At 61.1% G+C, this 20,945-nt stretch carries 20 protein-coding genes and 1 pseudogene; 11 read left to right on the top strand and 10 right to left on the bottom strand.

What is annotated here, in order from left to right:
* Positions 1-179: 179 nt before the first annotated feature.
* A complete protein-coding gene (locus tag PSAKL28_RS25860; RefSeq protein ID WP_038615920.1) occupies positions 180-1,058 on the bottom strand; it encodes a LysR family transcriptional regulator in 879 nt (292 codons plus the stop codon).
* 244 nt (positions 1,059-1,302) lie between these two features.
* Here PSAKL28_RS25860 and PSAKL28_RS25855 point away from each other — a divergent pair, with 244 nt between their 5' ends.
* The 4 genes from PSAKL28_RS25855 (at position 1,303) to PSAKL28_RS25840 (ending at position 6,653) form a co-directional block, all read left to right on the top strand.
* Positions 1,303-2,685: a glutamine synthetase family protein gene (locus tag PSAKL28_RS25855; protein WP_038615917.1), complete on the top strand. Its 1,383-nt coding sequence runs from the start codon at positions 1,303-1,305 to the stop codon at positions 2,683-2,685.
* Between the two features lie 18 nt (positions 2,686-2,703).
* On the top strand, positions 2,704-4,197 hold the full coding sequence (locus PSAKL28_RS25850) for an aldehyde dehydrogenase (protein ID WP_038615915.1): 1,494 nt from the start codon (positions 2,704-2,706) through the stop codon (positions 4,195-4,197).
* A 14-nt stretch (positions 4,198-4,211) separates the two neighbouring features.
* Complete coding sequence (locus tag PSAKL28_RS25845; protein ID WP_038615913.1) at positions 4,212-4,991, top strand: gamma-glutamyl-gamma-aminobutyrate hydrolase family protein; 780 nt, start codon at positions 4,212-4,214, stop codon at positions 4,989-4,991.
* A 111-nt stretch (positions 4,992-5,102) separates the two neighbouring features.
* The gene (locus PSAKL28_RS25840) at positions 5,103-6,653 is read left to right on the top strand and encodes an APC family permease (protein WP_038615911.1); all 1,551 of its coding nucleotides are present in this window, start codon (positions 5,103-5,105) and stop codon (positions 6,651-6,653) included.
* A 21-nt stretch (positions 6,654-6,674) separates the two neighbouring features.
* Here PSAKL28_RS25840 and gmk read toward each other — a convergent pair whose 3' ends face one another.
* On the bottom strand, positions 6,675-7,295 hold the full coding sequence (gene gmk, locus PSAKL28_RS25835; RefSeq protein WP_038615909.1) for a guanylate kinase: 621 nt from the start codon (positions 7,293-7,295) through the stop codon (positions 6,675-6,677).
* Between the two features lie 13 nt (positions 7,296-7,308).
* Entirely contained in the window at positions 7,309-8,172 is an 864-nt protein-coding gene (locus PSAKL28_RS25830; RefSeq protein WP_038615907.1) for a YicC/YloC family endoribonuclease, read from the bottom strand.
* 241 nt (positions 8,173-8,413) lie between these two features.
* Between PSAKL28_RS25830 and rph the strand changes: the two genes are divergently transcribed.
* Both rph and PSAKL28_RS25820 read left to right on the top strand, forming a co-directional pair.
* The gene (gene rph, locus PSAKL28_RS25825) at positions 8,414-9,136 is read left to right on the top strand and encodes a ribonuclease PH (RefSeq protein WP_038615903.1); all 723 of its coding nucleotides are present in this window, start codon (positions 8,414-8,416) and stop codon (positions 9,134-9,136) included.
* Positions 9,137-9,160: 24 nt separating this feature from the next.
* On the top strand, positions 9,161-9,529 hold the full coding sequence (locus PSAKL28_RS25820; RefSeq protein ID WP_038615900.1) for a DUF4870 domain-containing protein: 369 nt from the start codon (positions 9,161-9,163) through the stop codon (positions 9,527-9,529).
* Between the two features lie 141 nt (positions 9,530-9,670).
* Here PSAKL28_RS25820 and crc read toward each other — a convergent pair whose 3' ends face one another.
* Positions 9,671-10,450 (bottom strand): catabolite repression control protein Crc, encoded by a 780-nt coding sequence (gene crc, locus PSAKL28_RS25815; protein WP_028942456.1) that lies wholly within the window; start codon positions 10,448-10,450, stop codon positions 9,671-9,673.
* An 80-nt stretch (positions 10,451-10,530) separates the two neighbouring features.
* Here crc and pyrE point away from each other — a divergent pair, with 80 nt between their 5' ends.
* On the top strand, positions 10,531-11,172 hold the full coding sequence (gene pyrE, locus PSAKL28_RS25810) for an orotate phosphoribosyltransferase (RefSeq protein ID WP_010225878.1): 642 nt from the start codon (positions 10,531-10,533) through the stop codon (positions 11,170-11,172).
* A gap of 105 nt (positions 11,173-11,277) precedes the next feature.
* Here the strand turns inward: pyrE and argB are convergent, their stop codons facing one another.
* From argB to coaBC, 4 genes and pseudogenes are all read right to left on the bottom strand, one after another.
* On the bottom strand, positions 11,278-12,183 hold the full coding sequence (argB, locus tag PSAKL28_RS25805) for an acetylglutamate kinase (protein WP_038615898.1): 906 nt from the start codon (positions 12,181-12,183) through the stop codon (positions 11,278-11,280).
* Between the two features lie 29 nt (positions 12,184-12,212).
* Positions 12,213-13,589 (bottom strand): annotated as a pseudogene (locus tag PSAKL28_RS25800) (phosphomannomutase/phosphoglucomutase); the annotation flags it as partial.
* Between the two features lie 136 nt (positions 13,590-13,725).
* Positions 13,726-14,181 (bottom strand): dUTP diphosphatase, encoded by a 456-nt coding sequence (gene dut, locus PSAKL28_RS25795; RefSeq protein ID WP_038615893.1) that lies wholly within the window; start codon positions 14,179-14,181, stop codon positions 13,726-13,728.
* A gap of 6 nt (positions 14,182-14,187) precedes the next feature.
* A complete protein-coding gene (gene coaBC / locus PSAKL28_RS25790) occupies positions 14,188-15,396 on the bottom strand; it encodes a bifunctional phosphopantothenoylcysteine decarboxylase/phosphopantothenate--cysteine ligase CoaBC (protein ID WP_038615891.1) in 1,209 nt (402 codons plus the stop codon).
* A 133-nt stretch (positions 15,397-15,529) separates the two neighbouring features.
* Here coaBC and radC point away from each other — a divergent pair, with 133 nt between their 5' ends.
* Complete coding sequence (gene radC, locus PSAKL28_RS25785) at positions 15,530-16,210, top strand: RadC family protein (RefSeq protein WP_038617024.1); 681 nt, start codon at positions 15,530-15,532, stop codon at positions 16,208-16,210.
* Between the two features lie 79 nt (positions 16,211-16,289).
* Here radC and PSAKL28_RS25780 read toward each other — a convergent pair whose 3' ends face one another.
* Entirely contained in the window at positions 16,290-17,879 is a 1,590-nt protein-coding gene (locus PSAKL28_RS25780) for an ABC transporter substrate-binding protein (RefSeq protein WP_038615889.1), read from the bottom strand.
* Positions 17,880-18,241: 362 nt separating this feature from the next.
* On the opposite strand from PSAKL28_RS25780, the gene rpmB reads away from it, so the two are divergent.
* Together rpmB and rpmG are read left to right on the top strand one after the other, a co-directional pair.
* Complete coding sequence (gene rpmB, locus PSAKL28_RS25775; protein ID WP_010225868.1) at positions 18,242-18,478, top strand: 50S ribosomal protein L28; 237 nt, start codon at positions 18,242-18,244, stop codon at positions 18,476-18,478.
* 11 nt (positions 18,479-18,489) lie between these two features.
* Complete coding sequence (gene rpmG, locus PSAKL28_RS25770; protein WP_010225867.1) at positions 18,490-18,645, top strand: 50S ribosomal protein L33; 156 nt, start codon at positions 18,490-18,492, stop codon at positions 18,643-18,645.
* Between the two features lie 237 nt (positions 18,646-18,882).
* Here rpmG and PSAKL28_RS25765 read toward each other — a convergent pair whose 3' ends face one another.
* Complete coding sequence (locus PSAKL28_RS25765; RefSeq protein WP_038615887.1) at positions 18,883-19,242, bottom strand: cupin domain-containing protein; 360 nt, start codon at positions 19,240-19,242, stop codon at positions 18,883-18,885.
* A gap of 197 nt (positions 19,243-19,439) precedes the next feature.
* Between PSAKL28_RS25765 and PSAKL28_RS25760 the strand changes: the two genes are divergently transcribed.
* Positions 19,440-20,933 carry an aldehyde dehydrogenase gene (locus tag PSAKL28_RS25760; protein ID WP_038615883.1) on the top strand — a complete coding sequence of 498 codons (1,494 nt, stop codon included), beginning with the start codon at positions 19,440-19,442 and terminating at the stop codon, positions 20,931-20,933.
* Positions 20,934-20,945 lie beyond the last annotated feature (12 nt).

The following is a 20,945-nucleotide window of genomic DNA, read 5'->3' as shown; positions in this document are numbered from 1 at the left end:
AAAATCACCAGCCTTTAGGGAAGCTTTGATTTTGTTTCGGGTCCTTGATAGCGCTGACGATAACCACTTCAGGGGCTCTGGCACAACTGTTTGTCGTGTTGTCGGAATTAAAGCATCGCGGGGCAAGCCCGCTCCCACAGGCCGCCCTGTGGGAGCGGGCTTGCCCCGCGATAGCGATTTTATTGGCGCCCCAAGGCATCGCGCAGCCGCGGCGTCAGCTCATCGAACAAGGTCTGTACCGAGCGCAACGCCCGGCAATCCGGGCGGGTCAGCAGCCAGAGTTCGGTGTCGCAGCCGGGCAGGGCGTCGCTCAACGGCTCGACGCCCGGCAGCGTGTGGGCCATGTAATCGGGCAGGGCCGCTACGCCAAGCCCGGCAGTCACCAGCTGAGCAATCGCCGAGATACTGCTGCAGCGATAACGCGGCATGACGCCGGGCAGGTGCTCGCTGCGCCAGACCACGGTGGGGTGGTCTTGCATGGTGTCGTCGGGGGCGATCCACGGCAGGCTGGTCGGGGCTTGCTTGAGCTTTTCGCGATACTCCTCGCGGCCGCAGACCACATAAGAAGCCGAGCCCAGGCAGCGGCCAACCAGGTGCTCCGGTGGCGCGTTGGTCAGGCGCAGGGCGAGGTCGGCATCGCGGCGGCTCAGGTTGGCGAAGGTGTTGGAGGTCGCCAGTTCAAGCGACAGGGCCGGATAGGCCGGCATGAACTCGGCCAGTGCCGGCAGCAACAGGCTGTGCAGCACCGCATCGGTACACGTCAGACGAACGGTACCGCTGACTACCTGCTCACCGTGCTCCAGCGCCACCCGCGCGGCATCCAGGGCCTGTTCGGCGCGCTCGGCCTGCTCGGCCAGGGCCTGGGCGGTGCCGGTGGGGATGTAGCCTTTGCGGCTCTTTACGAACAACGCGGTACCGAGGGCAGCTTCCATGCGCCGAATCGAGCGGAACACCGTCGAAACATCAACCCGCAGCAGCTCTGCGGCCTTTGCCAGTGAGCGTCCGCGTACCAGGGCGAGTACCAGTGAGAGGTCGGCGTGACTGATCTGATATTGCATGGGTGCACTCTTTGCTTGCCTAAATGCCAATGTCTGTTGCGCTAGGGCCATTCTATAGTGCGGCAGCAGTCGTGAATCAACTCGCGACGTTGTCAGCATGTGGAACGAAAGTCCTATATGACAACGTTCTGCAGTTCCCCACGATGGGACTACTTAAAAGAACAAATGAAACCATCGCCGCTCCCGTTAGCGCCGCAGTACCTCCTCCACAGTCGTTCGATAAAAAATCAAAGGATGCCTAGCCATGACGTCGGTCTCTCCGCGCGCCATCCCTCTCGACGAGATGGGTGAATTTCTCCAGGCCCACCCTGAGGTGCAGTTTGTCGATCTGTTGATTGCCGACATGAACGGCGTGGTACGTGGCAAGCGCATCGAGCGTGCGAGCCTGGTCAAGGTCTACGAAAAAGGCATCAACCTGCCGGCCTCGCTGTTCGCCCTGGATATCAACGGTTCCACCGTGGAAAGCACCGGCCTGGGCCTGGATATCGGTGACGCCGACCGCATCTGTTTCCCGATCCCTGGCACCCTGAGCTACGAACCCTGGCAGAAGCGCCCGACTGCGCAGTTGCTGATGACCATGCACGAGCTGGACGGCGCGCCGTTCTTCGCCGACCCGCGTGAGGTTTTGCGTGGCGTCGTGGAGAAATTCGACGCATTGGGCCTGGATATCTGCGCGGCGTTTGAGCTGGAGTTCTACCTGATCGACCAGGACAACCTAAACGGCCGTCCACAACCGCCGCGCTCGCCGATCTCCGGCAAGCGCCCGCAGTCGACCCAGGTGTACCTGATCGACGATCTTGACGAGTACGTCGACTGCCTGCAGGACATGCTCGAAGCGGCGAAAGAGCAGGGCATTCCTGCCGATGCCATCGTCAAGGAAAGCGCGCCTGCGCAGTTCGAGGTCAACCTGCATCACGTCGCCGACGCGATCAAGGCCTGCGACTATGCGGTACTGCTCAAGCGCCTGATCAAGAACATCGCCTACGACCATGAGATGGATTCCACCTTCATGGCCAAGCCTTACCCGGGCCAGGCGGGCAACGGTCTGCATGTGCATATCTCGTTGCTGGACAAGAAAACCGGCAAGAACATTTTCACCAGCGATGACCCCGAGCAGAGCGAGACCCTGCGTCACGCCATCGGTGGCGTCCTGGAAACCATGCCGGCATCGATGGCCTTCCTCTGCCCGAACATCAACTCCTACCGCCGTTTCGGTGCCCAGTTCTATGTGCCCAATGCGCCAAGCTGGGGCCTGGACAACCGCACCGTGGCGGTCCGCGTACCGACCGGCAGCAGCGATGCGGTGCGCATCGAACACCGCGTAGCCGGTGCCGATGCCAACCCGTACCTGATGATGGCGGCGATTCTGGCCGGTATTCACCACGGCCTGACCAACCAGATCGAGCCGGGCGCGCCGATTGAAGGCAACTCCTACGAGCAGTTGGAGCAGAGCCTGCCGAACAACCTGCGCGATGCGTTGCGTGAACTCGATGACAGCGAAGTGCTGAACAAGTACATCAGCCCGGATTACATCGACATTTTTGTCGCCTGCAAGGAAAGCGAAATGGCCGAATTCGAGGTGTCGATTTCCGACCTCGAATACAACTGGTACCTGCATACCGTGTGATGCCCGGAGAAAACAACAATGACAATTGCACCACGTGAACACTGGGAACAGCTGTTCCAGACCCTGAAGATCGAAGGCCGTGCCTTTGTCGACGGGCAGTACTGCGCCAGTGTTGCTGGTGACATTTTCGATTGTTCCAGCCCGGTCGATGGCCGCCAGCTGGCGCAGGTTGCCAGCTGTGACAGCGCCGACGCCGAGCGCGCCGTGGCCGCCGCCCGCCGCAGCTTTGACAGTGGCGTCTGGGCACAGCAGGCGCCGGCACAGCGCAAACGGGTGCTGATTGCCTTCGCCGATCTGCTGCTGGCCAACGCCGAGGAACTGGCGTTGCTGGAAACCCTGGACATGGGCAAGCCGATTGCCGATTCCCTGAGCATTGATATTCCGGCTGCGGCCAATGCCATTCGCTGGCATGCCGAAGCCATCGACAAGATTTATGACGAAGTTGCTGCAACCGCGTCCGACCAGTTGGGTCTGGTCACCCGCGAGCCGGTCGGCGTGGTTGCGGCCATTGTTCCGTGGAACTTTCCACTGATGATGGCCTGTTGGAAGCTCGGCCCGGCCCTGGCCACCGGTAACTCGGTGATCCTCAAGCCGTCCGAAAAATCACCGCTGACGGCGATCCGTATCGCCCAGTTGGCACTCGACGCCGGTATTCCGGCCGGTGTACTGAACGTGCTGCCTGGGTACGGTCACACGGTCGGCAAGGCCCTGGCCCTGCACATGGATGTCGACACCCTGGTGTTCACCGGCTCCACGCGCATTGCCAAGCAGCTGATGGTCTATGCCGGTGAGTCGAACATGAAGCGGGTCTGGCTGGAAGCCGGCGGCAAGAGCCCGAACATCGTCTTTGCCGACGCCCCTGACCTGCAAGCGGCTGCCGATGCGGCCGCGGCGGCCATCGCCTTCAACCAGGGCGAAGTGTGCATTGCCGGCTCGCGCCTGCTGGTCGAGCGCAGCATCAAGGAGCGCTTCCTGCCGATGGTGGTCGAGGCGCTCAAGACCTGGAAGCCGGGGCACGCCCTGGATCCCGAGACCCGCGTCGGCGCGCTGGTGGACAGCACCCAGCTGGATACCGTGCTCGGCTACATCGAAGCCGGCAAAGCCGATGGCGCTACGTTGCTGACTGGCGGCGAGCGTGTGCTGGAAGACACCTGTGGCGTGTACCTGCAACCGGCGATCTTCGATGGCGTGACCAACGCCATGCGCATTGCCCGCGAGGAAATCTTCGGGCCGGTGCTATCGGTGATCACCTTCGACAGCGCCGAAGAGGCCGTTGCTATCGCCAACGATTCACCGTTCGGCCTGGCCGCGGCGGTCTGGACCAACGACATTTCCCGCGCCCACAAGACTGCCCGTGCCCTGCGTGCTGGCAGCGTCTGGGTCAACCAGTACGACGGCGGCGACATGACCGCGCCGTTTGGCGGCTTCAAGCAGTCGGGTAATGGCCGCGACAAGTCGCTGCACGCTTTTGACAAATACACCGAACTCAAGGCGACCTGGATCAAGCTGTAAGGGAGGGTGAACCCATGCAAACTACCAATGACCTGCCGCCTTTGATTGGCATTTCCGCCTGTCGTCAGCAGTTGGGCAATAATTCGTCGCACACCGTTGGCGACAAGTATGTCGAAGCGGCAGGTTTCGCCGGGATCCCGCTGATCCTGCCGGCGCGTGCCGAGCCGGTTGACCCGCAACGCGTGCTAGAGCGCCTCGATGGCATTCTTTTTACCGGTTCGCCTTCAAATGTCGAGCCGCATCATTACAATGGCGCCCCCAGCGTGGAAGGTACGAAGCACGATGTGTTTCGCGACCGGCTGACCCTGCCGTTACTGCAGGCCGCCATTGCCACCGGTGTGCCGGTGTTCTGCATCTGCCGTGGATTCCAGGAATTGAACGTTGCCTTGGGCGGCACCCTGCACCAGCGGGTGCAGGAGCTGCCAGGTTTCCTTGATCACCGCGAGCCGCAGGATGCGCCGCTGGAAGAGCAATACAGCCCACGTCATAGCGTTACCGTACAGCCTGGCGGGCTGTTCGAACGGCTGGGGCTGGAACAGAGCTTCATGGTCAATTCGCTTCACAGCCAAGGCATCGATCGCCTGGCTGACAGCCTGCGGGCCGAGGCCCTGGCGCCGGACGGATTGATTGAAGCAGTGTCCATGGAGGACGCCCCGGGCTTTGTGGTCGGTGTGCAATGGCACCCGGAGTACCGCTTGGCCGAAAACCCGGTTTCGTTGCGTCTGTTCCAGGCGTTTCGTGAGGCATGCCTGGCCCGTGCAAGGGGCGAGCGTCACCGGGAGAAGACCCTATGAGGTCATCCGGATAATCCGGAATTCACGCAACAGCAACAAGTTTCATTGAGTGCAAGCGGACGCGCTGCGGGGCGTCCTGAAAAACAATAGTAAAAGCGGCGGCAACTACTCATGAGCGAATACGAAGCAGGCCTGTCCCCGGGTATGGGACAGGCTCGCACCCAGGAAAAAAGTGTATCGAAAGCATCCAAAGGGCTGGCCTCGGGCCGGCTTGGACTGCTGGCGAGCATTGTCCTGGGTATCTCCACCATTGCACCGGTCTACACCCTCACTGGCGCCCTCGGCCCAACCGTGCGTGAAGTCGGTGCTCACCTGCCGGCGGTGTTCATCGTCGGTTTCCTGCCAATGTTGCTGGTTGCGCTGGGCTATCGCGAGCTGAACTCGGCCGAACCTGACAGCGGCACATCCTTTACCTGGTCGGCGCGGGCGTTCGGCCCGATGATCGGCTGGATCGGCGGTTGGGGGTTGGTTACGGCCACCACCATTGTGCTGTCCAACCTTGCGGGGGTGGCGGTCGACTTCTTCTATCTGTTCCTCGGGCAGATAACCGGCAACCACGAGGTGGCGGCGCTGGCCGATAACCTGTTGATCAACGTCGTCACCTGTTGCGTGTTCATCGCCATGGCAGTGTGGATCTGCTGCCGCGGGATTACCACCACGATGACCGTGCAGTACGGCCTGGTGGCACTGCAGCTGGTGGTACTGATCGGTTTCGCCATGGCGGCATTTGGCGAGTCGTCGGCGATGCCGCCTCTGGAGTTTGATTTCGACTGGTTCAACCCCTTTGGCGTTGAGTCGTTCTCGGCGTTTACGGCCGGCCTGTCGCTGTCGATCTTCATCTTCTGGGGCTGGGATGTCTGCCTGAGCATCAGCGAAGAGTCGGTGGGCAGCGGTGACACCCCTGGCCGTGCGGCAACCCTGACGGTCCTGCTGATTCTGGGGCTGTACCTGGTGACGGCAATCGCCACGCTGCAGTTTGCCGGTATCAGTGATGTTGGCCTGGGCCTGAACAACCCGCGCATCCAGGAAAACGTCTTCGCCCACCTGGCGGGCCCGGTCATGGGGCCGCTGGCGATCCTGATGTCGATCGCGGTGCTGGCCAGTACGGCAGCGTCGCTGCAGTCGACCTTCGTTTCGCCCGCGCGGACCTTGTTGGCCATGGGTTACTACGGTGCGGTGCCGGAGCGCTTCGCCAACATCTGTCCGCGTTCGAAAACCCCGCGCTACGCGACGATCTGTGCCGGTGTGGCGGCAGGTGTGTTCTACGTCACCATGCGCACCCTGAGCGAGAACGTACTGGCCGACACCATCACCGCCCTGGGCATGATGATCTGTTTCTACTATTCGCTGACTGCCTTTGCCTGTGTCTGGTACTTCCGCCACAGTCTGTTCGACAGCGTGCGCCACTTCCTGATGCGTGGCCTTTGCCCGCTGCTCGGCGGCGGCATTCTCTCGGTGATCTTCCTGCAGACAGCCTACGACAGCGCTTCGCCGTCGTTTGGCAGCGGTTCGCATGTAGGTGGCTTGGGCTTGGTGTTCGTGATCGCAATGATCATCACACTGCTGGGGCTGGGGCTGATGATCCTGTCACGCCTGCGGGCGCCGGCGTTCTTCCTGGGCATGACCCTGCAACGTCACGCCACTGTCTCCAGCCGCCGCTAAGCGGCTGGAGTGTCCGGTTGCTCAGGCAAGCAATTGCTTGAGCAACTGGCCATGACGCTGCTGCTGGTTAGCCTGCAGCAAGCGGTTGGCGCGGAACACCGCCTTGAGGTCTTCCAGCGCAGTGGCGAAGTCATCGTTGATGATGACGAAGTCATACTCGTCGTAGTGACTCATCTCGCTGACCGCTTCACGCATACGTCCCTCGATGATCTCATCGCTGTCCTGGCCACGGTTGGTCAGGCGCTGGCGCAGGGCTTCCTGGGTCGGCGGCAGGATGAAGATCGAACGCGCCTCAGGCATCAGCTTGCGCACCTGCTGGGCACCTTGCCAGTCGATTTCCAGGATCAGGTCGTGGCCCTGGTCGAGCGTCTGCTGCAGCGCGCTGCGCGATGTCCCGTAGAAGTTACCGAACACTTCGGCCTGTTCGAGGAAGTCGCCTTGCTCGATCATCAGCTTGAACTCGGCGTGCTCGACGAAGTGGTAGTTCACGCTGTGCACTTCGCCCGGGCGCATGGCCCGGGTGGTGTGCGAGACCGACACCTGGATGCTGTTGTCGGCGTCGATCAGGGCCTTGACCAGGCTGGTCTTGCCGGCGCCGGACGGGGCGGAAACGATATAAAGGGTGCCGCTGCTGTGATTCATGGTCGGGGTGGCCTTACTCAATGTTCTGTACTTGTTCACGCATCTGCTCGATCAGTACCTTGAGGTTGACCGCGGACTGGGTGCTGCGTGGGTCGAAGGCTTTGGAGCCCAGGGTGTTGGCTTCGCGATTGAGCTCCTGCATCAGGAAGTCCAGGCGTCGGCCAGCGGCGCCGCCGGACTTGAGCACCCGGCGTACTTCGTTGATGTGGGTGCTCAGGCGGTCGAGCTCTTCAGCGACGTCGCTCTTTTGCGCCAGCAGGACCATTTCCTGCTCCAGGCGCTGCGGGTCGAGTTCGGCCTGCATGTCGGTGAAACGGTCGAGAATCTTCTGCCGCTGGGCTGCCAGCATCTGCGGCACCAGGGCGCGCAGGGTGGTGACTTCGCTGGCCATGCCGTCGAGGCGCTCGTGGATCAGGCGGGCCAGTTCGGTACCCTCGCGGTTGCGGCCGTTCTTGAGCTCCTTGAGAGCCTCTTCGAACAGCTCCAGCGCTTCGTGGTTCAGCGCCTGTGGATCGCTGGCATCAGCGACCAGCACGCCTGGCCAGGCCAGCACTTCCAGCGGGTTCAGCGGTGCCGGCTGCTTGATCAGGCTGGCCACGGTCTCGGCGGCGGCGACCAGTTGCGCAGCGCGCTCGCGGTCGACCTGCAAGGGCTTGCCGGCGTTCTCTTCGTTGAAGCGCAAGGTGCATTCGACCTTGCCCCGCGACAGACCCTGGCGCAGCGCTTCACGCACTGCACCTTCGAGGTCGCGCAGCGCTTCGGGCAAACGCAGGTGCGGCTCCAGGTAGCGATGGTTGACCGAGCGTAGTTCCCAGATCAGGGTGCCCTGGCTACCGGCGCGCTCGACACGAGCAAAAGCGGTCATGCTGTGCACCATGGGAAGTACCTCGCAAAAAAGGGTCAAGGAAAAGCCAACCGGCTGCAAAGGCGCAAGATTGTAGCGCAGTGCGGCGCTGGCTCCCAATGCACTGATGTTACAAACAGTCAGGCAACGCCCGGAAAAAACCGACCAGCGCCTCTGGGCCCATTGTTTTCGGGGCTGCGACAATAGACGTGTCCTCCGGGCTCGGTGCGCTCTATAATGCTGGGCAGATTCAAACCCAGTACAGGTATCCCAAATGAAACGTCCAAGTGGTCGCGCTGCCGATCAGCTCCGCTCGATCCGCATCACCCGCAACTACACCAAACACGCCGAGGGATCAGTACTGGTCGAGTTCGGTGACACCAAAGTCGTCTGCACTGTCAGCGTCGAGAACAGTGTGCCGCGCTTCCTCAAAGGTCAGGGCCAAGGCTGGCTGACCGCCGAGTACGGCATGCTGCCGCGCTCCACCGGCGAGCGTAACCAGCGTGAAGCCGCTCGCGGCAAGCAGGGTGGCCGTACCCTCGAAATCCAGCGCCTGATCGGCCGTTCGCTGCGCGCCGCGCTGGACATGAAAAAACTCGGCGACATCACCCTGTATGTCGACTGTGACGTGATCCAGGCCGATGGCGGTACCCGCACTGCCTCGATCACCGGTGCCATGGTTGCCCTGGTCGATGCCCTGCGCGTGGTCAAGAAACGTGGCGGCCTGAAAGGCGGCGACCCGCTCAAGCACATGATCGCTGCCGTTTCGGTTGGTATGTACCAGGGCGAAGCAGTGCTCGACCTGGACTACCTGGAAGACTCGGCTGCCGAGACTGACCTGAACGTGGTCATGACCAGCCAGGGTGGCTTCATCGAAGTCCAGGGCACTGCCGAAGGCGCGCCGTTCCAGCCGGAAGAGCTCAACGCCATGCTGGCGCTGGCGCAGAAAGGCATGGTTGATCTGTTCGAACTGCAGCAAGCCTCGCTGGCTGACTGATTTCGACACGGCAAGGAGCAGAACATGACCGAGCAACCGTTACAGTTGCCCACCCCCAATGCCGAGATTCGACAGTGGGCGATGTTCTGTCACCTGGCCGCCCTGCTGGGGCTGGTGGTGCCGTTTGGCAACCTGCTGGGTCCGCTGGTGATGTGGATCTGGAAAAAGGACCTGGACCCGTTCATCGATGCCCAGGGCAAGGAAGCGCTGAATTTTCAGCTCACCGTGTTCCTGGCCTCGATCATCTGCTTTGCGCTGATGTTCGTGCTGGTGGGGATCGTGTTGTTCGGCATGTTGATGGTTGCCGTGCTGGTTCTCACGATCGTTGCCGGGGTCAAGGCCAATGACGGGCAGCCCTATCGCTACCCCTTAACTTGGCGGCCGATCAAATAGGCCCGGTAGGAGCGGGCTTGTCCCGCGATTGCGGTTTGTCAGCCCCATCGCATCGCGGGGCAAGCCCGCTCCCACTGGGGTCACTCAGCCGTCAGGCACAAAAAAACCGACGTGATGTCGGTTTTTTTGTGCCTGAACGAATCAGATCGTCAGCGTCCAGTCGTAGTCCACGATCAGTGGCGCGTGCTGGGAGAAGCGCGGTTGACGCGGCAGGCGTGCGCTTCGTACGAAGCGGCGCAGGCCCGGGGTCAGCAGCTGGTAGTCGAAACGCCAGCCCAGGTTGAGCATCTCGGCCTGTTCGTTGTCCGGCCACCAGCTGTACTGGTCGCCTTCACGGCTGACTTCGCGCAGGGCGTCGACATAACCCATGTCACCGACGACGGTGTCCATCCAGGCCCGCTCCGGCGCCAGGAAGCCCGGCGACTGCTGGCCATCGCGCCAGTTCTTGACGTCGAGCTTCTGCTGCGCCACGTACAACGAGCCGCAATAGATGTACTCGCGACGTTTGCGTCGCTGCTTGTCCAGGTACTTGGCGAAGTCGTCCATCAACTTGAACTTCTGGTTCAAGTCTTCGTCGCCGTTCATTCCCGAAGGCAGCAGCAGCGTTGCGATGCTTACCTTGTCGAAATCGGCCTGCAGGTAACGTCCGTAGCGGTCGGCTGTCTCGAAGCCCAGGCCGCTGATGACTGCCTTGGGCTGCAACCGCGAATAAAGCGCCACGCCGCCTTGGGCGGGAACTTCTGCGTCGCAGGCATAAAGGAAGTAGCCATCAAGCTGGAAAGCTGGGTCGTCGAGTTCAAAGGCCGAGGCGCGGGTATCCTGAAGGCAGATGACGTCAGCATTCTGGGCTTGTAGCCAGCTGAGCAAACCACGCTCAACGGCAGCCTGAATGCCATTAACGTTCACACTGATGATCCGCATAAATGGCCCCAAAAATCTCGTGCGTGTATGATACCCGAGCTGTACTCATTTAGCTAAATCCGTGGTATCCGGGACTCTTCATGCAGCCGTATCAGCGCGACTTCATTCGTTTTGCCATCGACCGCGGGGTTCTGCGCTTCGGTGAATTCACCCTCAAATCCGGGCGCACCAGCCCGTATTTCTTCAATGCCGGCCTGTTCAACAGTGGTTCGGCCCTGGCTCAGCTCGGGCGTTTCTATGCAGCGGCGATCGTCGACAGCAAGATTCCGTTCGATGTGCTGTTCGGCCCGGCCTACAAGGGTATCCCCCTGGCGGCAGCCACTGCCGTGGCGCTGGCCGAGCATCATGACCTCGACCTGCCATGGTGCTTCAACCGTAAAGAAGCCAAGGCACACGGCGAAGGTGGCAGCCTGGTCGGCGCACCGCTGACCGGCGACGTGCTGATCATCGACGACGTGATCACCGCTGGCACCGCGATCCGCGAAGTCATGCAGATCATCCAGGGTCAGCAGGCCAAGGCTGCTGGTGTCCTGATCGCGTTGAACCGCCAGGAACGCGGTAACGGCGAGCTGTCGGCGATCCAGGAAGTGGAGCGCGACTTCGGTATTCCGGTGGTCAGCATCGTTTCGCTGACCCAGGTGCTGGAGTTCCTCGCTGATGACCCGGCGCTCAAGCAGCATTTGCCGGCCGTTGAGGCGTATCGGGCCCAGTACGGGATCTGAAGCAAATAAAAAGGCGACCCTGAGGTCGCCTTTTTTGTGCCCTATCGCGGGGCAAGCCCGCTCCCACAAGTCCGGTAGGAGCGGGCTTGCCCCGCGATTGCTGCCTTAACGAGGCTTATGATTGGTGATCAAAGTACCAACACCACTGTCAGTAAAGATCTCCAGCAGCACCGCATTCGGCACCCGGCCGTCGATGATGTGCGAGCTGTTGACGCCGCCCTGTACTGCTTCCAGTGCGCAGCGGATCTTCGGCAGCATGCCGCCGTAGATGGTGCCGTCAGCGATCAGCTCGTTGACCTGCTCGGTGGTCAGGCCGGTGAGCACGGTGCCTTGCTTGTCCATCAGGCCGGCGATGTTGGTCAGCAGCATCAGCTTTTCAGCCTTCAGCGCTTCGGCCACCTTGCCTGCGACCAGATCGGCGTTGATGTTGTACGACTCGCCGTTGGCACCGACGCCGATCGGCGCGATGACCGGGATGAAGTCACCTTTGACCAGCATGTTCAGCAGGTCGGTGTTGACGCTGGTGACTTCGCCGACATGACCGATATCGATGATTTCCGGGGTGGTCATCTCTGGCGTCTGGCGGGTAACGGTCAGTTTTTTCGCACGGATCAGCTGGGCGTCTTTACCGGTCAGGCCAATGGCGCTGCCGCCATGGCTGTTGATCAGGTTGACGATGTCCTTGTTCACCTGGCCGCCGAGGACCATCTCGACCACGTCCATGGTCTGTGCGTCGGTGACGCGCATGCCATCGATGAAGTGGCTTTCGATTGACAGACGCTTGAGCAGATCACCGATCTGCGGGCCGCCGCCATGCACGACCACCGGGTTGATGCCGACGGCTTTCATCAGCACCACATCGCGGGCAAAACCGGTTTTGAGCTCTTCGCTCTCCATCGCGTTGCCGCCGTATTTGATCACCAGGGTCTTGCCGACAAAACGGCGGATGTAAGGCAGCGCTTCGGACAAAACCTGGGCGACATGGGTGGCGGCATCGCGATCGAGGGTCATGCAGGGCTCCAGTTGGAACAGATAGTCAGTCAGAACTTGGGTTGCAGATCAGGAGCAACGCGCTTCAACTGGGCGCGGAAGACTTCCTGGATACGCTGCAGTTCGGCGTCATTGTCGGCCTCGAAGCGCAGTACCAGCACCGGTGTGGTGTTGGAGGCGCGAACCAGACCCCAGCCATGGGGATAGTCGACCCGCACACCGTCAATGGTGGTCAGGTTGGCGTCTTGGCCCCAGTCGGCTTCGCGTTGCAGTGCATCAATGATGCTGAATTTACCCTCGTCGGTCACATCAATATTGATTTCCGGGGTGGAAATATCATTCGGGAACGCGGCGAACAGCTGCTCGGCATCGGTTTTGGCCTTGCTGAGGATCTCCAGCAGGCGCGCGGCACTGTAGATGCCGTCGTCGAAACCGTACCAGCGTTCCTTGATGAAAATGTGTCCGCTCATCTCGCCGGCCAGCAAGGCGCCGGTTTGCTTCATCTTCTTCTTGATCAACGAATGACCAGTCTTCCACATTAGCGCGCGGCCACCGTATTGCTCGATCAGCGGGGTCAGGCGGCGCGTGCATTTGACGTCGAAGATAATCTCGGCGCCCGGGTTGCGCTCAAGCACGTCCTGGGCAAACAGCATCAGCAGGCGATCGGGGTAGACGATGCTGCCGGTGTTGGTCACCACGCCGACACGGTCGCCATCGCCATCGAAGGCCAGGCCGAGGTCGGCACCGCTTTCCCTGACCTTGGCAATCAGGTCGACCAGGTTCTCGGGTTTGCCCGGATCCGGGTGATGATTGGGGAAGTTGCCGTCAACTTCGCAGAACAACGGGATCATTTCGCAGCCCAGGGCTTCGATCAGTTGCGGGGCAATCACGCCGGCCGCACCGTTGCCGCAGTCGACGACGACTTTGAGTTTTTTCGCCAGCTTGATGTCGCCAGTGATCTGCTGGAAATAGCGATCAAGGATTTCGACTTTCTCGACGCTGCCTTCGCCGCGGCTCAGGTCGTTGGTCTTCAGGCGGGTCAACAGGGCCTGGATCTGTTCGTTGGCCAGGGTGTCGCCAGCAATGACGATCTTGAAACCGTTGTAGTTCGACGGGTTGTGGCTGCCGGTGAGCATCACACCGGACTTGCCAGCCAGGACGTTGGCGGCGTAGTACAGGGCAGGGGTTGGCACCAGGCCGACATCGCTGACCTGGCAGCCGGCTTCGACCAGGCCTTTGATCAGTTGCTCGACCAGCACCGGGCCGGACAGGCGGCCGTCACGGCCTACCGAAATGTTCGGTTCACCCTGGGCCAGGGTTTGTGCACCGATGGCACGGCCGATCCAGTAGGCGGTTTCGGCGGACAGGGTGTCACCAACCACGCCACGGATGTCGTAGGCGCGGAAGATGCTTTCTGGAAGTGCGGGTACCGGGTGTGCCATGTCGTTCATCTCTGGGGAGCTCCAATATCGAGGGCGTGCAGGGCAGGCTAAAACTGAACGCTTTGACGGTGTTTTCGCCAGAGAGTTCGCCATCCTTGACGCGCAGAGGGCTGCGTGTGGATCAATTGCTGCCGGAATGACCGAAGCCACCAGTGCCACGCTGGCTCTCGTCGAAAGCTTCGACGATGTCGAAATGAGCCTGCACCACAGGTACCAGGACCAGTTGTGCAATGCGCTCGCCGATGGCGATGGTGAACGGGGTCTGGCCGCGGTTCCAGCAGGAAACCATCAGTTCGCCCTGGTAGTCGGAGTCGATCAGGCCGACCAGGTTACCCAGTACGATGCCGTGCTTGTGGCCCAGGCCCGAGCGCGGCAGGATCAGTGCGGCAAGGCCCGGGTCGCCGATGTAGACCGAAAGGCCGGTAGGGATCAGTACCGTCTGCCCCGGCTCCAGCACGGTGTCTTCTTTGAGCATGGCGCGCAGGTCAAGACCGGCGGAGCCTGGAGTAGCGTACTGCGGCAGCGGGAATTCGCCGCCGATGCGTGGATCGAGAATCTTGGCTTGTAGAGCGTGCATGCAGAATTAAACCTGGTTGAGACGTTCGGCGATGAAAGCGACCAGCTGACGGGCGATCTTGCCCTTGCTGGTCTGTGCGAAGAGTGTTTCGTGAAGCTGGCGATCGATCACGCTGCAGGCGTTTTCCTCGCTGTTGAAGCCGATGCTGGGGTTGGCCACATCGTTGGCGACAATCAGGTCGAGGTTCTTGTCTTTGAGTTTGCGCGCAGCGTAGTCGAGCAGGTGTTCGGTCTCGGCAGCGAAGCCGACGCTGAACGGGCGATCGGGGCGGGTGGCGATGCTGGCGAGAATGTCCGGGTTGCGGACCATCTGCAGCAGCAGGCCGTCACCTGTCGTAGGGTCTTTCTTGAGTTTCTGCGGTGCAACCACCTCTGGGCGGTAGTCTGCGACTGCGGCCGAGGCGATGAAAATGTCGCAGGGCATCGCCGCTTCGCAGGCCGCGAGCATGTCGCGGGCGCTGACCACGTCGATACGGGTAACCCGGTCGGGCGTTGGCAGGTGCACCGGGCCACTGATCAGGGTCACCTTGGCGCCGGCTTCCACAGCCGCTTCGGCCAGGGCAAAGCCCATTTTCCCGGAACTGTGGTTGGTGATGTAGCGCACCGGATCGATGTTTTCCTGGGTCGGTCCGGCAGTGATCACGATGTGTTTGCCGGTCAGCGATTCGCGCTTGAAGCTTTCGGCAGCGCACCAGGCCAGGTCGGTGGCCTCGAGCATGCGGCCGAGGCCAACATCGCCACAGGCCTGACTGCCGGAGGCCGGGCCGAACACCTTGATGTCGCGGCTTTGCAGCAGTTCGAGGTTGGCCTGGGTGGCCGGGTCGCGCCACATGGCCTGGTTCATCGCCGGCGCGACGGCCACGGTAGCGTCGGTGGCCAGCACCAGGGTGGTCAGCAGGTCGTCGGCGACGCCCTGGGCCATACGCGCCAGCAGGTCGGCGGTGGCCGGGGCAATCAGTACCAGATCGGCCCACTTGGCCAGTTCGATATGGCCCATCGCCGCTTCGGCAGCAGGGTCCAATAGATCCATGTGCACCGGGTGACCGGAGAGTGCTTGCAGGGTGAGCGGGGTGATGAACTCCGCGCCGCCGCGGGTCATGACGACACGCACCTGCGCACCGTGTTCCAGGAGTCGGCGGACCAGTTCGGCACTCTTGTAGGCGGCGATGCCGCCGCCGACGCCGAGAACGATGCGCTTACGATACAGCCGCTGCATAGGCTTGCCTTTTGCTCAATGATTACACGCGGCGACGACGCCTCCCCAGGCCGAATCGTCGCGTAAAAAAGAGCGGGTAATGTAGCACAGGGCTGAAACACAGGAGCAGTAACCGATGGACAGGGAGGTGAGGATGAGTATCAGGGATTGGCCTGCGGCGGAACGGCCGCGGGAAAAGTTGCTGGAGCGTGGGGCCGCAAGCCTTTCAGACGCAGAATTGCTGGCGGTTTTCTTGCGCACCGGGGTTGCGGGTAAAAGCGCTGTCGATCTTGCCCGTCATCTATTGGAAAAATTTGGTGGATTGAGGCAGTTGCTCGAAGCGGACATGCCGATTTTTCTTGCCGAAATGGGACTGGGGCCCGCCAAGTACACACAGTTACAGGCTGTTATGGAGATCGGGCGAAGGCACTTGGCTGAAACCATAGCGCGAGACTCCGTCATACAAAGTCCGAGAGCCGTACGACGGTATTTGAAGTCGATGCTGCGTCATGAGCAAAGTGAGGCTTTTGGTTGCCTGTTTCTTGATACCAAGCACCGTCCGTTGGGGTTTGAGGTGCTGTTTAGAGGAACAATCGATAGTGCCAGCGTTTATCCGCGAGAGGTCGTCAGGCGATCTTTGGCCAAAAATGCGGCAGCCCTGATCTTGTGTCACAACCATCCTTCCGGCATACCAGAGCCCAGCCAGGCAGACCTGCACATGACGCTGCGGCTCAAAGATGCCCTGAGTCTGGTTGAAGTGCGTGTGCTTGACCACATCATCGTCGGCGATGGCGAGCCCCTGTCGATGGTCGAGCAGGGGTGGTTCGCGGCGTGATGCGCTAGATCGCGGGGCAAGCCCGCTCCCACCGGTGTGGTGCAGAGCCGGTGGGAGCGGGCTTGCCCCGCGATTGGCGTCAGCGCGAAACATCCACCTTGGTAAAGTCCTGGCGCCCGAACGGGCTCACCTGGTAGCCCTCAACGTTCTGGCGCACCAACGCTGCAGCAGTAGGATGCGCCAGCGGCAGCCACAGCGCCTGCTGCTGGATCTGCGTCTGGGCCTGTTGGTACAAACGGCTACGCACGCTCTGGTCGCTGGTGGTCTTGCCAGCACTGATCAACTGGTCAAGGCGCTGGTCGCAATAGCGGGCAAAGTTGGTCCCGGACTTCACCGCCGCGCAGGCGAACTGCGGGCTGAGGAAGTTATCCGGGTCGCCGTTGTCACCGGCCCAACCCATGAACAGCAGGTCATGCTCGCCAGCCTTGGCGCGGCGGATCAGCTCGCCCCATTCGATCACCCGGATCTCGGCCTTGATGCCGATCTTGGCCAGGTCTGCCTGGAGCAACTGCGCGCCGAGGCTCGGGTTGGGGTTGAGCAGGCTGCCCTGCGGACGGGTCCAGATGGTGGTGCTGAAGCCGTCTTTAAGGCCAGCCTTGCCCAGTAGCGCACGGGCTTTGTCCAGGTCGGTGGGGTAGCCCGGCAGGTCCTTGGCATAACTCCAGGTATTGGGCGGGTAGGGGCCATTGGCGGCAACCGCAGTGTCTTCGAACACCGCTTTGAGGTAGCTGGCCTTGTCGAACGCCAGGTTGATGGCCTGGCGCACCTCGGGCTTGTCCAGCGGTGCATGCTGGCTATTGATAGCGACGAAAGCCGTCATGAAGGCTTCGGTCTTTTCTACCTTCAGTGCCGGATCTTCGCTGGCGGCGGCGATATCCAGCGGTTTGGGCGACAAGGCGATCTGGCACTCGTTGCGCTTGAGCTTCTGCAGGCGCACGTTGGCGTCCGGGGTAATGGCGAAGATCAGCGGATCGACTGCAGGCTTGCCGGCAAAGTAGTCCGGGTTGGCCCGGTAGCGGATCACCGCATCCTTCTGGAAGCGGTTGAACACGAACGGGCCGGTGCCGATCGGTTGGCTGTTGAGCTTCTCCGGCGTACCGGCCTTGAGCAGCTGGTCGGCATATTCGGCGGAATAGATCGAGGCGAAGCCCATGCTCAGGGTGGCCAGGAAGGTCGCGTCCGCGTGGTCAAGGGTGAAGCGCACGGTCAGCGGGTCGACAGCGTCGATCTGCTTGATCAGGCTCGGTAGCTGCAGCGATTGGGCGTGCGGGTAGCCGCTCTGAGCAATCTTGTGCCAGGAGTGCGCGGGGTAGAGCATGCGCTGGAAGCTGAACAGGACGTCGTCGGCGTCCAGGGTGCGGCTGGGCTTGAAGTAGCCGGTGCTGTGGAACTTCACCTCGGGGCGCAGCTTGAACTCGTAGATCAGGCCATCGGGCGAAACTGTCCAGCGCTCGGCCAGGCTTGGCACCACCTGGCCTTTGGCGGCATCGAACTCGACCAGGCGGTTCATCAGCACATCGGCCGAGGCATTGGTGGTGGTCAGCGAGTTGTACTGAACCACATCGAAGCCTTCAGGGCTGGCTTCGGTACACACACTCAACGCGGCCGCCTGGGCGAGTGCCGGGCCGAGCAGGGTAGCGAACAACAGGGGTAGAGCGGCAGCACGCATGAGGAATCCTTGGCTGATCGATGGCCCATCTGCCAGTGCAGTCTGGAAAAGTCTTACCCTAGTGTGCCAAGCCGGAAATGACCATAGCCTTTTTTGCCAATCGTGCGACGAGTGGTCGACACCTTGCCGGGCCAGTCGTTATGCTGCTCCGGCGTGTCGCCCAGCAAGGCAAAACACATCTTCTGTTGTTGTGCTTTGGTCTTTCTGGTATAAAGCAGCGCTCTTTTCTAGGGGCTCGGCTTGTCGCATCTGTTGATTGAGTCGATAAGACCCTGAAGAAACACGGCGCCTGGCGCCAAAGACTGAGAGATTAAGCGGCCAACCCATGCCGGGTTGGGCATGTGGTTTTAGAGGGCTGAGGCATGTCGAGAGTCTGTCAAGTTACCGGTAAGGGTCCGGTAACCGGGAATAACATTTCCCACGCAAACAACAAAACCCGTCGTCGTTTCCTGCCGAACCTGCAGCATCATCGCTTCTGGGTCGAGTCCGAGAAGCGTTTCGTGCGTCTGCGCGTATCTGCCAAAGGCATGCGCATCATCGACAAGCGCGGCATCGATGCCGTTCTGGTCGACATTCGCCGTAACGGCGCTAAGGTCTAAGGGAGAGAATCATGCGTGAATTGATCCGTCTGGTGTCGACCGCTAATACCGGCCACTTCTACACCACCGACAAGAACAAGCGCACCACTCCGGACAAAATCGAAATCAAAAAATTCGATCCGGTTGTTCGCAAGCACGTGATCTACAAGGAAGCCAAGATCAAGTAATTGATCCGGCTGACGAAAAAAGGGCCCGTATCTCACGATACGGGCCCTTTTTTTATGGGCTGTGGGGCATACCACTGTGGGAGCGGGCCTTGCCCCGCGATCTGCCGCAAAGCGGCAGCAAAACCGGTGAATGCGGTGTATCAGCAGCATTGTGGTCTTGAGTTTTACGACCGCTTCGCGGTCGATCGCAGGCTATCGCCAGCTCCCACAGTGGTTTCCCACACGCCTGCGATGCCGTTATTTCTGTTCGAACATCACATAGATCTTGCGGCACGGCTCCAGCACTTCCCAGGTACCCTTGAAGCCTGCCGGGATCACAAAGCGATCGCCAGCGCGCAAGGTTTTCGCGCCGCCGTCTGCATCGCGCAGTACCGAAACGCCCTGAACGATCTCGCAGTACTCGTGTTCAGTGTAATTGACGGTCCATTGGCCTACGGCGCCTTCCCAGACCCCGGCTGCAAACTGGCCGCAGGGGCTGGAGTAGTGGTTGTAGACCGCTTGCTCAGGATCGCCCTTGAGGATTTTTTCTGCTGCCGGGCGATAACGTTCGGCCTCGGTGAGCACCTGGGCGAAGTCGATGATCTGGTCTATGCGCATGGCTATGTCTCTTGTTTGTTTAATAAAATGAACATCAGTAGGCGTTTGGTGCAATTATGTCAAATATATTGATAATTGGGTCGCCAGTGGTTTAGGGTGGCAGGTGCCTGTGCGCGTAGCTCGCCCAAGCCAGAATTTTTGACAGTGCCGGTGATCCCTCGTGCGGCACTGCACCTTAACAAGAGGAGGAGTTTCGTATGACCACCCTGACTCGTGCGGATTGGGAACAGCGTGCCCAACAACTGAAAATCGAAGGCCGCGCTTTCATCAATGGTGAATACACCGCCGCCGTTTCCGGCGCGACGTTCGAATGCCTCAGCCCGGTCGACGGCCGCCTGCTGGCGCAGGTCGCCAGCTGTGATGAAGCCGATGCCCAGCGTGCCGTAGAAAACGCCCGCGCTACTTTCGCTTCCGGCGTCTGGTCGCGTCTGGCCCCGGCCAAGCGCAAAGCCACCATGATCCGTTTCGCTGCCCTGCTCAACGCGAACGTCGAAGAGCTGGCGCTGCTGGAAACCCTGGACATGGGTAAGCCAATCAACGATTCGCTGACCATCGACGTACCGGGTGCCGCCCAGGCCCTGAGCTGGAACGGTGAAGCGATCGACAAGATCTACGACGAAGTCGCAGCTACCCCGCACGATCAGCTGGGTCTGGTGACCCGCGAGCCTGTGGGTGTGGTTGCCGCTATCGTGCCGTGGAACTTCCCGCTGCTGATGGCCTGCTGGAAACTCGGCCCGGCCCTGGCCACCGGTAACTCGGTGGTGCTCAAACCTTCGGAAAAGTCGCCGCTGACCGCCATTCGTATCGCCCAGCTGGCGATCGAAGCCGGTATTCCGGCTGGCGTGCTCAACGTACTGCCAGGCTACGGCCACACCGTCGGCAAGGCCCTGGCCTTGCACATGGACGTCGACACCCTGGTGTTCACCGGTTCGACCAAGATCGCCAAGCAATTGATGATCTACGCCGGTGAGTCGAACATGAAGCGCGTCTGGCTGGAAGCCGGTGGCAAGAGCCCTAACATCGTCTTCGCTGACGCCCCGGACCTCAACGCCGCTGCCGAAGCTGCCGCCAGCGCCATCGCCTTCAACCAGGGCGAAGTCTGCACCGCCGGTTCCCGTCTGCTGGTCGAGCGCTCGATCAAGGACAAGTTCCTGCCGCTGGTACTCGAGGCCCTCAAGGCCTGGAAACCGGGCAACCCGCTGGACCCTGCCACCACCGTCGGCGCGCTGGTCGATAGCCAGCAGATGAACACCGTGCTGTCGTACATCGAAGCCGGTCACAGTGACGGCGCCAAACTGCTGGTCGGTGGTAAGCGTATCCTCGAAGAAACCGGTGGCACCTACGTCGAGCCGACCATTTTCGACGGCGTCAGCAACGCCATGCGCATTGCCAAGGAAGAAATCTTCGGCCCAGTACTGTCGGTCATTACCTTCGACAGCGTTGAAGAAGCGATCAACATCGCCAACGACACCCCGTACGGCCTGGCTGCCGGTGTGTGGACTGCCGATATCTCCAAGGCTCACCTGACCGCCAAGGCACTGCGTGCAGGTAGCGTCTGGGTCAACCAGTACGACGGCGGCGACATGACCGCACCGTTCGGTGGCTTCAAGCAGTCGGGCAACGGCCGTGACAAGTCCTTGCACGCACTGGACAAGTACACCGAGCTGAAGGCGACCTGGATCAAGCTGTAACCGCAACCGCGC

The sequence above is a fragment of the Pseudomonas alkylphenolica genome, from assembly GCF_000746525.1.
Taxonomy (GTDB): domain Bacteria; phylum Pseudomonadota; class Gammaproteobacteria; order Pseudomonadales; family Pseudomonadaceae; genus Aquipseudomonas; species Aquipseudomonas alkylphenolica.
The sequence above is the reverse complement of the archived record's forward strand: the minus strand, read 5'-3'. Positions and strand labels throughout refer to the sequence as shown.

Coding starts and splice junctions, on each gene's coding strand:
- PSAKL28_RS25860 (WP_038615920.1), bottom strand. CDS start 1,058: ATGCAATATCAGATCAGTCACGCCGACCTCTCACTGGTACTCGCCCTG.
- PSAKL28_RS25855 (WP_038615917.1), top strand. CDS start 1,303: ATGACGTCGGTCTCTCCGCGCGCCATCCCTCTCGACGAGATGGGTGAA.
- PSAKL28_RS25850 (WP_038615915.1), top strand. CDS start 2,704: ATGACAATTGCACCACGTGAACACTGGGAACAGCTGTTCCAGACCCTG.
- PSAKL28_RS25845 (WP_038615913.1), top strand. CDS start 4,212: ATGCAAACTACCAATGACCTGCCGCCTTTGATTGGCATTTCCGCCTGT.
- PSAKL28_RS25840 (WP_038615911.1), top strand. CDS start 5,103: ATGAGCGAATACGAAGCAGGCCTGTCCCCGGGTATGGGACAGGCTCGC.
- gmk (WP_038615909.1), bottom strand. CDS start 7,295: ATGAATCACAGCAGCGGCACCCTTTATATCGTTTCCGCCCCGTCCGGC.
- PSAKL28_RS25830 (WP_038615907.1), bottom strand. CDS start 8,172: ATGGTGCACAGCATGACCGCTTTTGCTCGTGTCGAGCGCGCCGGTAGC.
- rph (WP_038615903.1), top strand. CDS start 8,414: ATGAAACGTCCAAGTGGTCGCGCTGCCGATCAGCTCCGCTCGATCCGC.
- PSAKL28_RS25820 (WP_038615900.1), top strand. CDS start 9,161: ATGACCGAGCAACCGTTACAGTTGCCCACCCCCAATGCCGAGATTCGA.
- crc (WP_028942456.1), bottom strand. CDS start 10,450: ATGCGGATCATCAGTGTGAACGTTAATGGCATTCAGGCTGCCGTTGAG.
- pyrE (WP_010225878.1), top strand. CDS start 10,531: ATGCAGCCGTATCAGCGCGACTTCATTCGTTTTGCCATCGACCGCGGG.
- argB (WP_038615898.1), bottom strand. CDS start 12,183: ATGACCCTCGATCGCGATGCCGCCACCCATGTCGCCCAGGTTTTGTCC.
- dut (WP_038615893.1), bottom strand. CDS start 14,181: ATGCACGCTCTACAAGCCAAGATTCTCGATCCACGCATCGGCGGCGAA.
- coaBC (WP_038615891.1), bottom strand. CDS start 15,396: ATGCAGCGGCTGTATCGTAAGCGCATCGTTCTCGGCGTCGGCGGCGGC.
- radC (WP_038617024.1), top strand. CDS start 15,530: ATGAGTATCAGGGATTGGCCTGCGGCGGAACGGCCGCGGGAAAAGTTG.
- PSAKL28_RS25780 (WP_038615889.1), bottom strand. CDS start 17,879: ATGCGTGCTGCCGCTCTACCCCTGTTGTTCGCTACCCTGCTCGGCCCG.
- rpmB (WP_010225868.1), top strand. CDS start 18,242: ATGTCGAGAGTCTGTCAAGTTACCGGTAAGGGTCCGGTAACCGGGAAT.
- rpmG (WP_010225867.1), top strand. CDS start 18,490: ATGCGTGAATTGATCCGTCTGGTGTCGACCGCTAATACCGGCCACTTC.
- PSAKL28_RS25765 (WP_038615887.1), bottom strand. CDS start 19,242: ATGCGCATAGACCAGATCATCGACTTCGCCCAGGTGCTCACCGAGGCC.
- PSAKL28_RS25760 (WP_038615883.1), top strand. CDS start 19,440: ATGACCACCCTGACTCGTGCGGATTGGGAACAGCGTGCCCAACAACTG.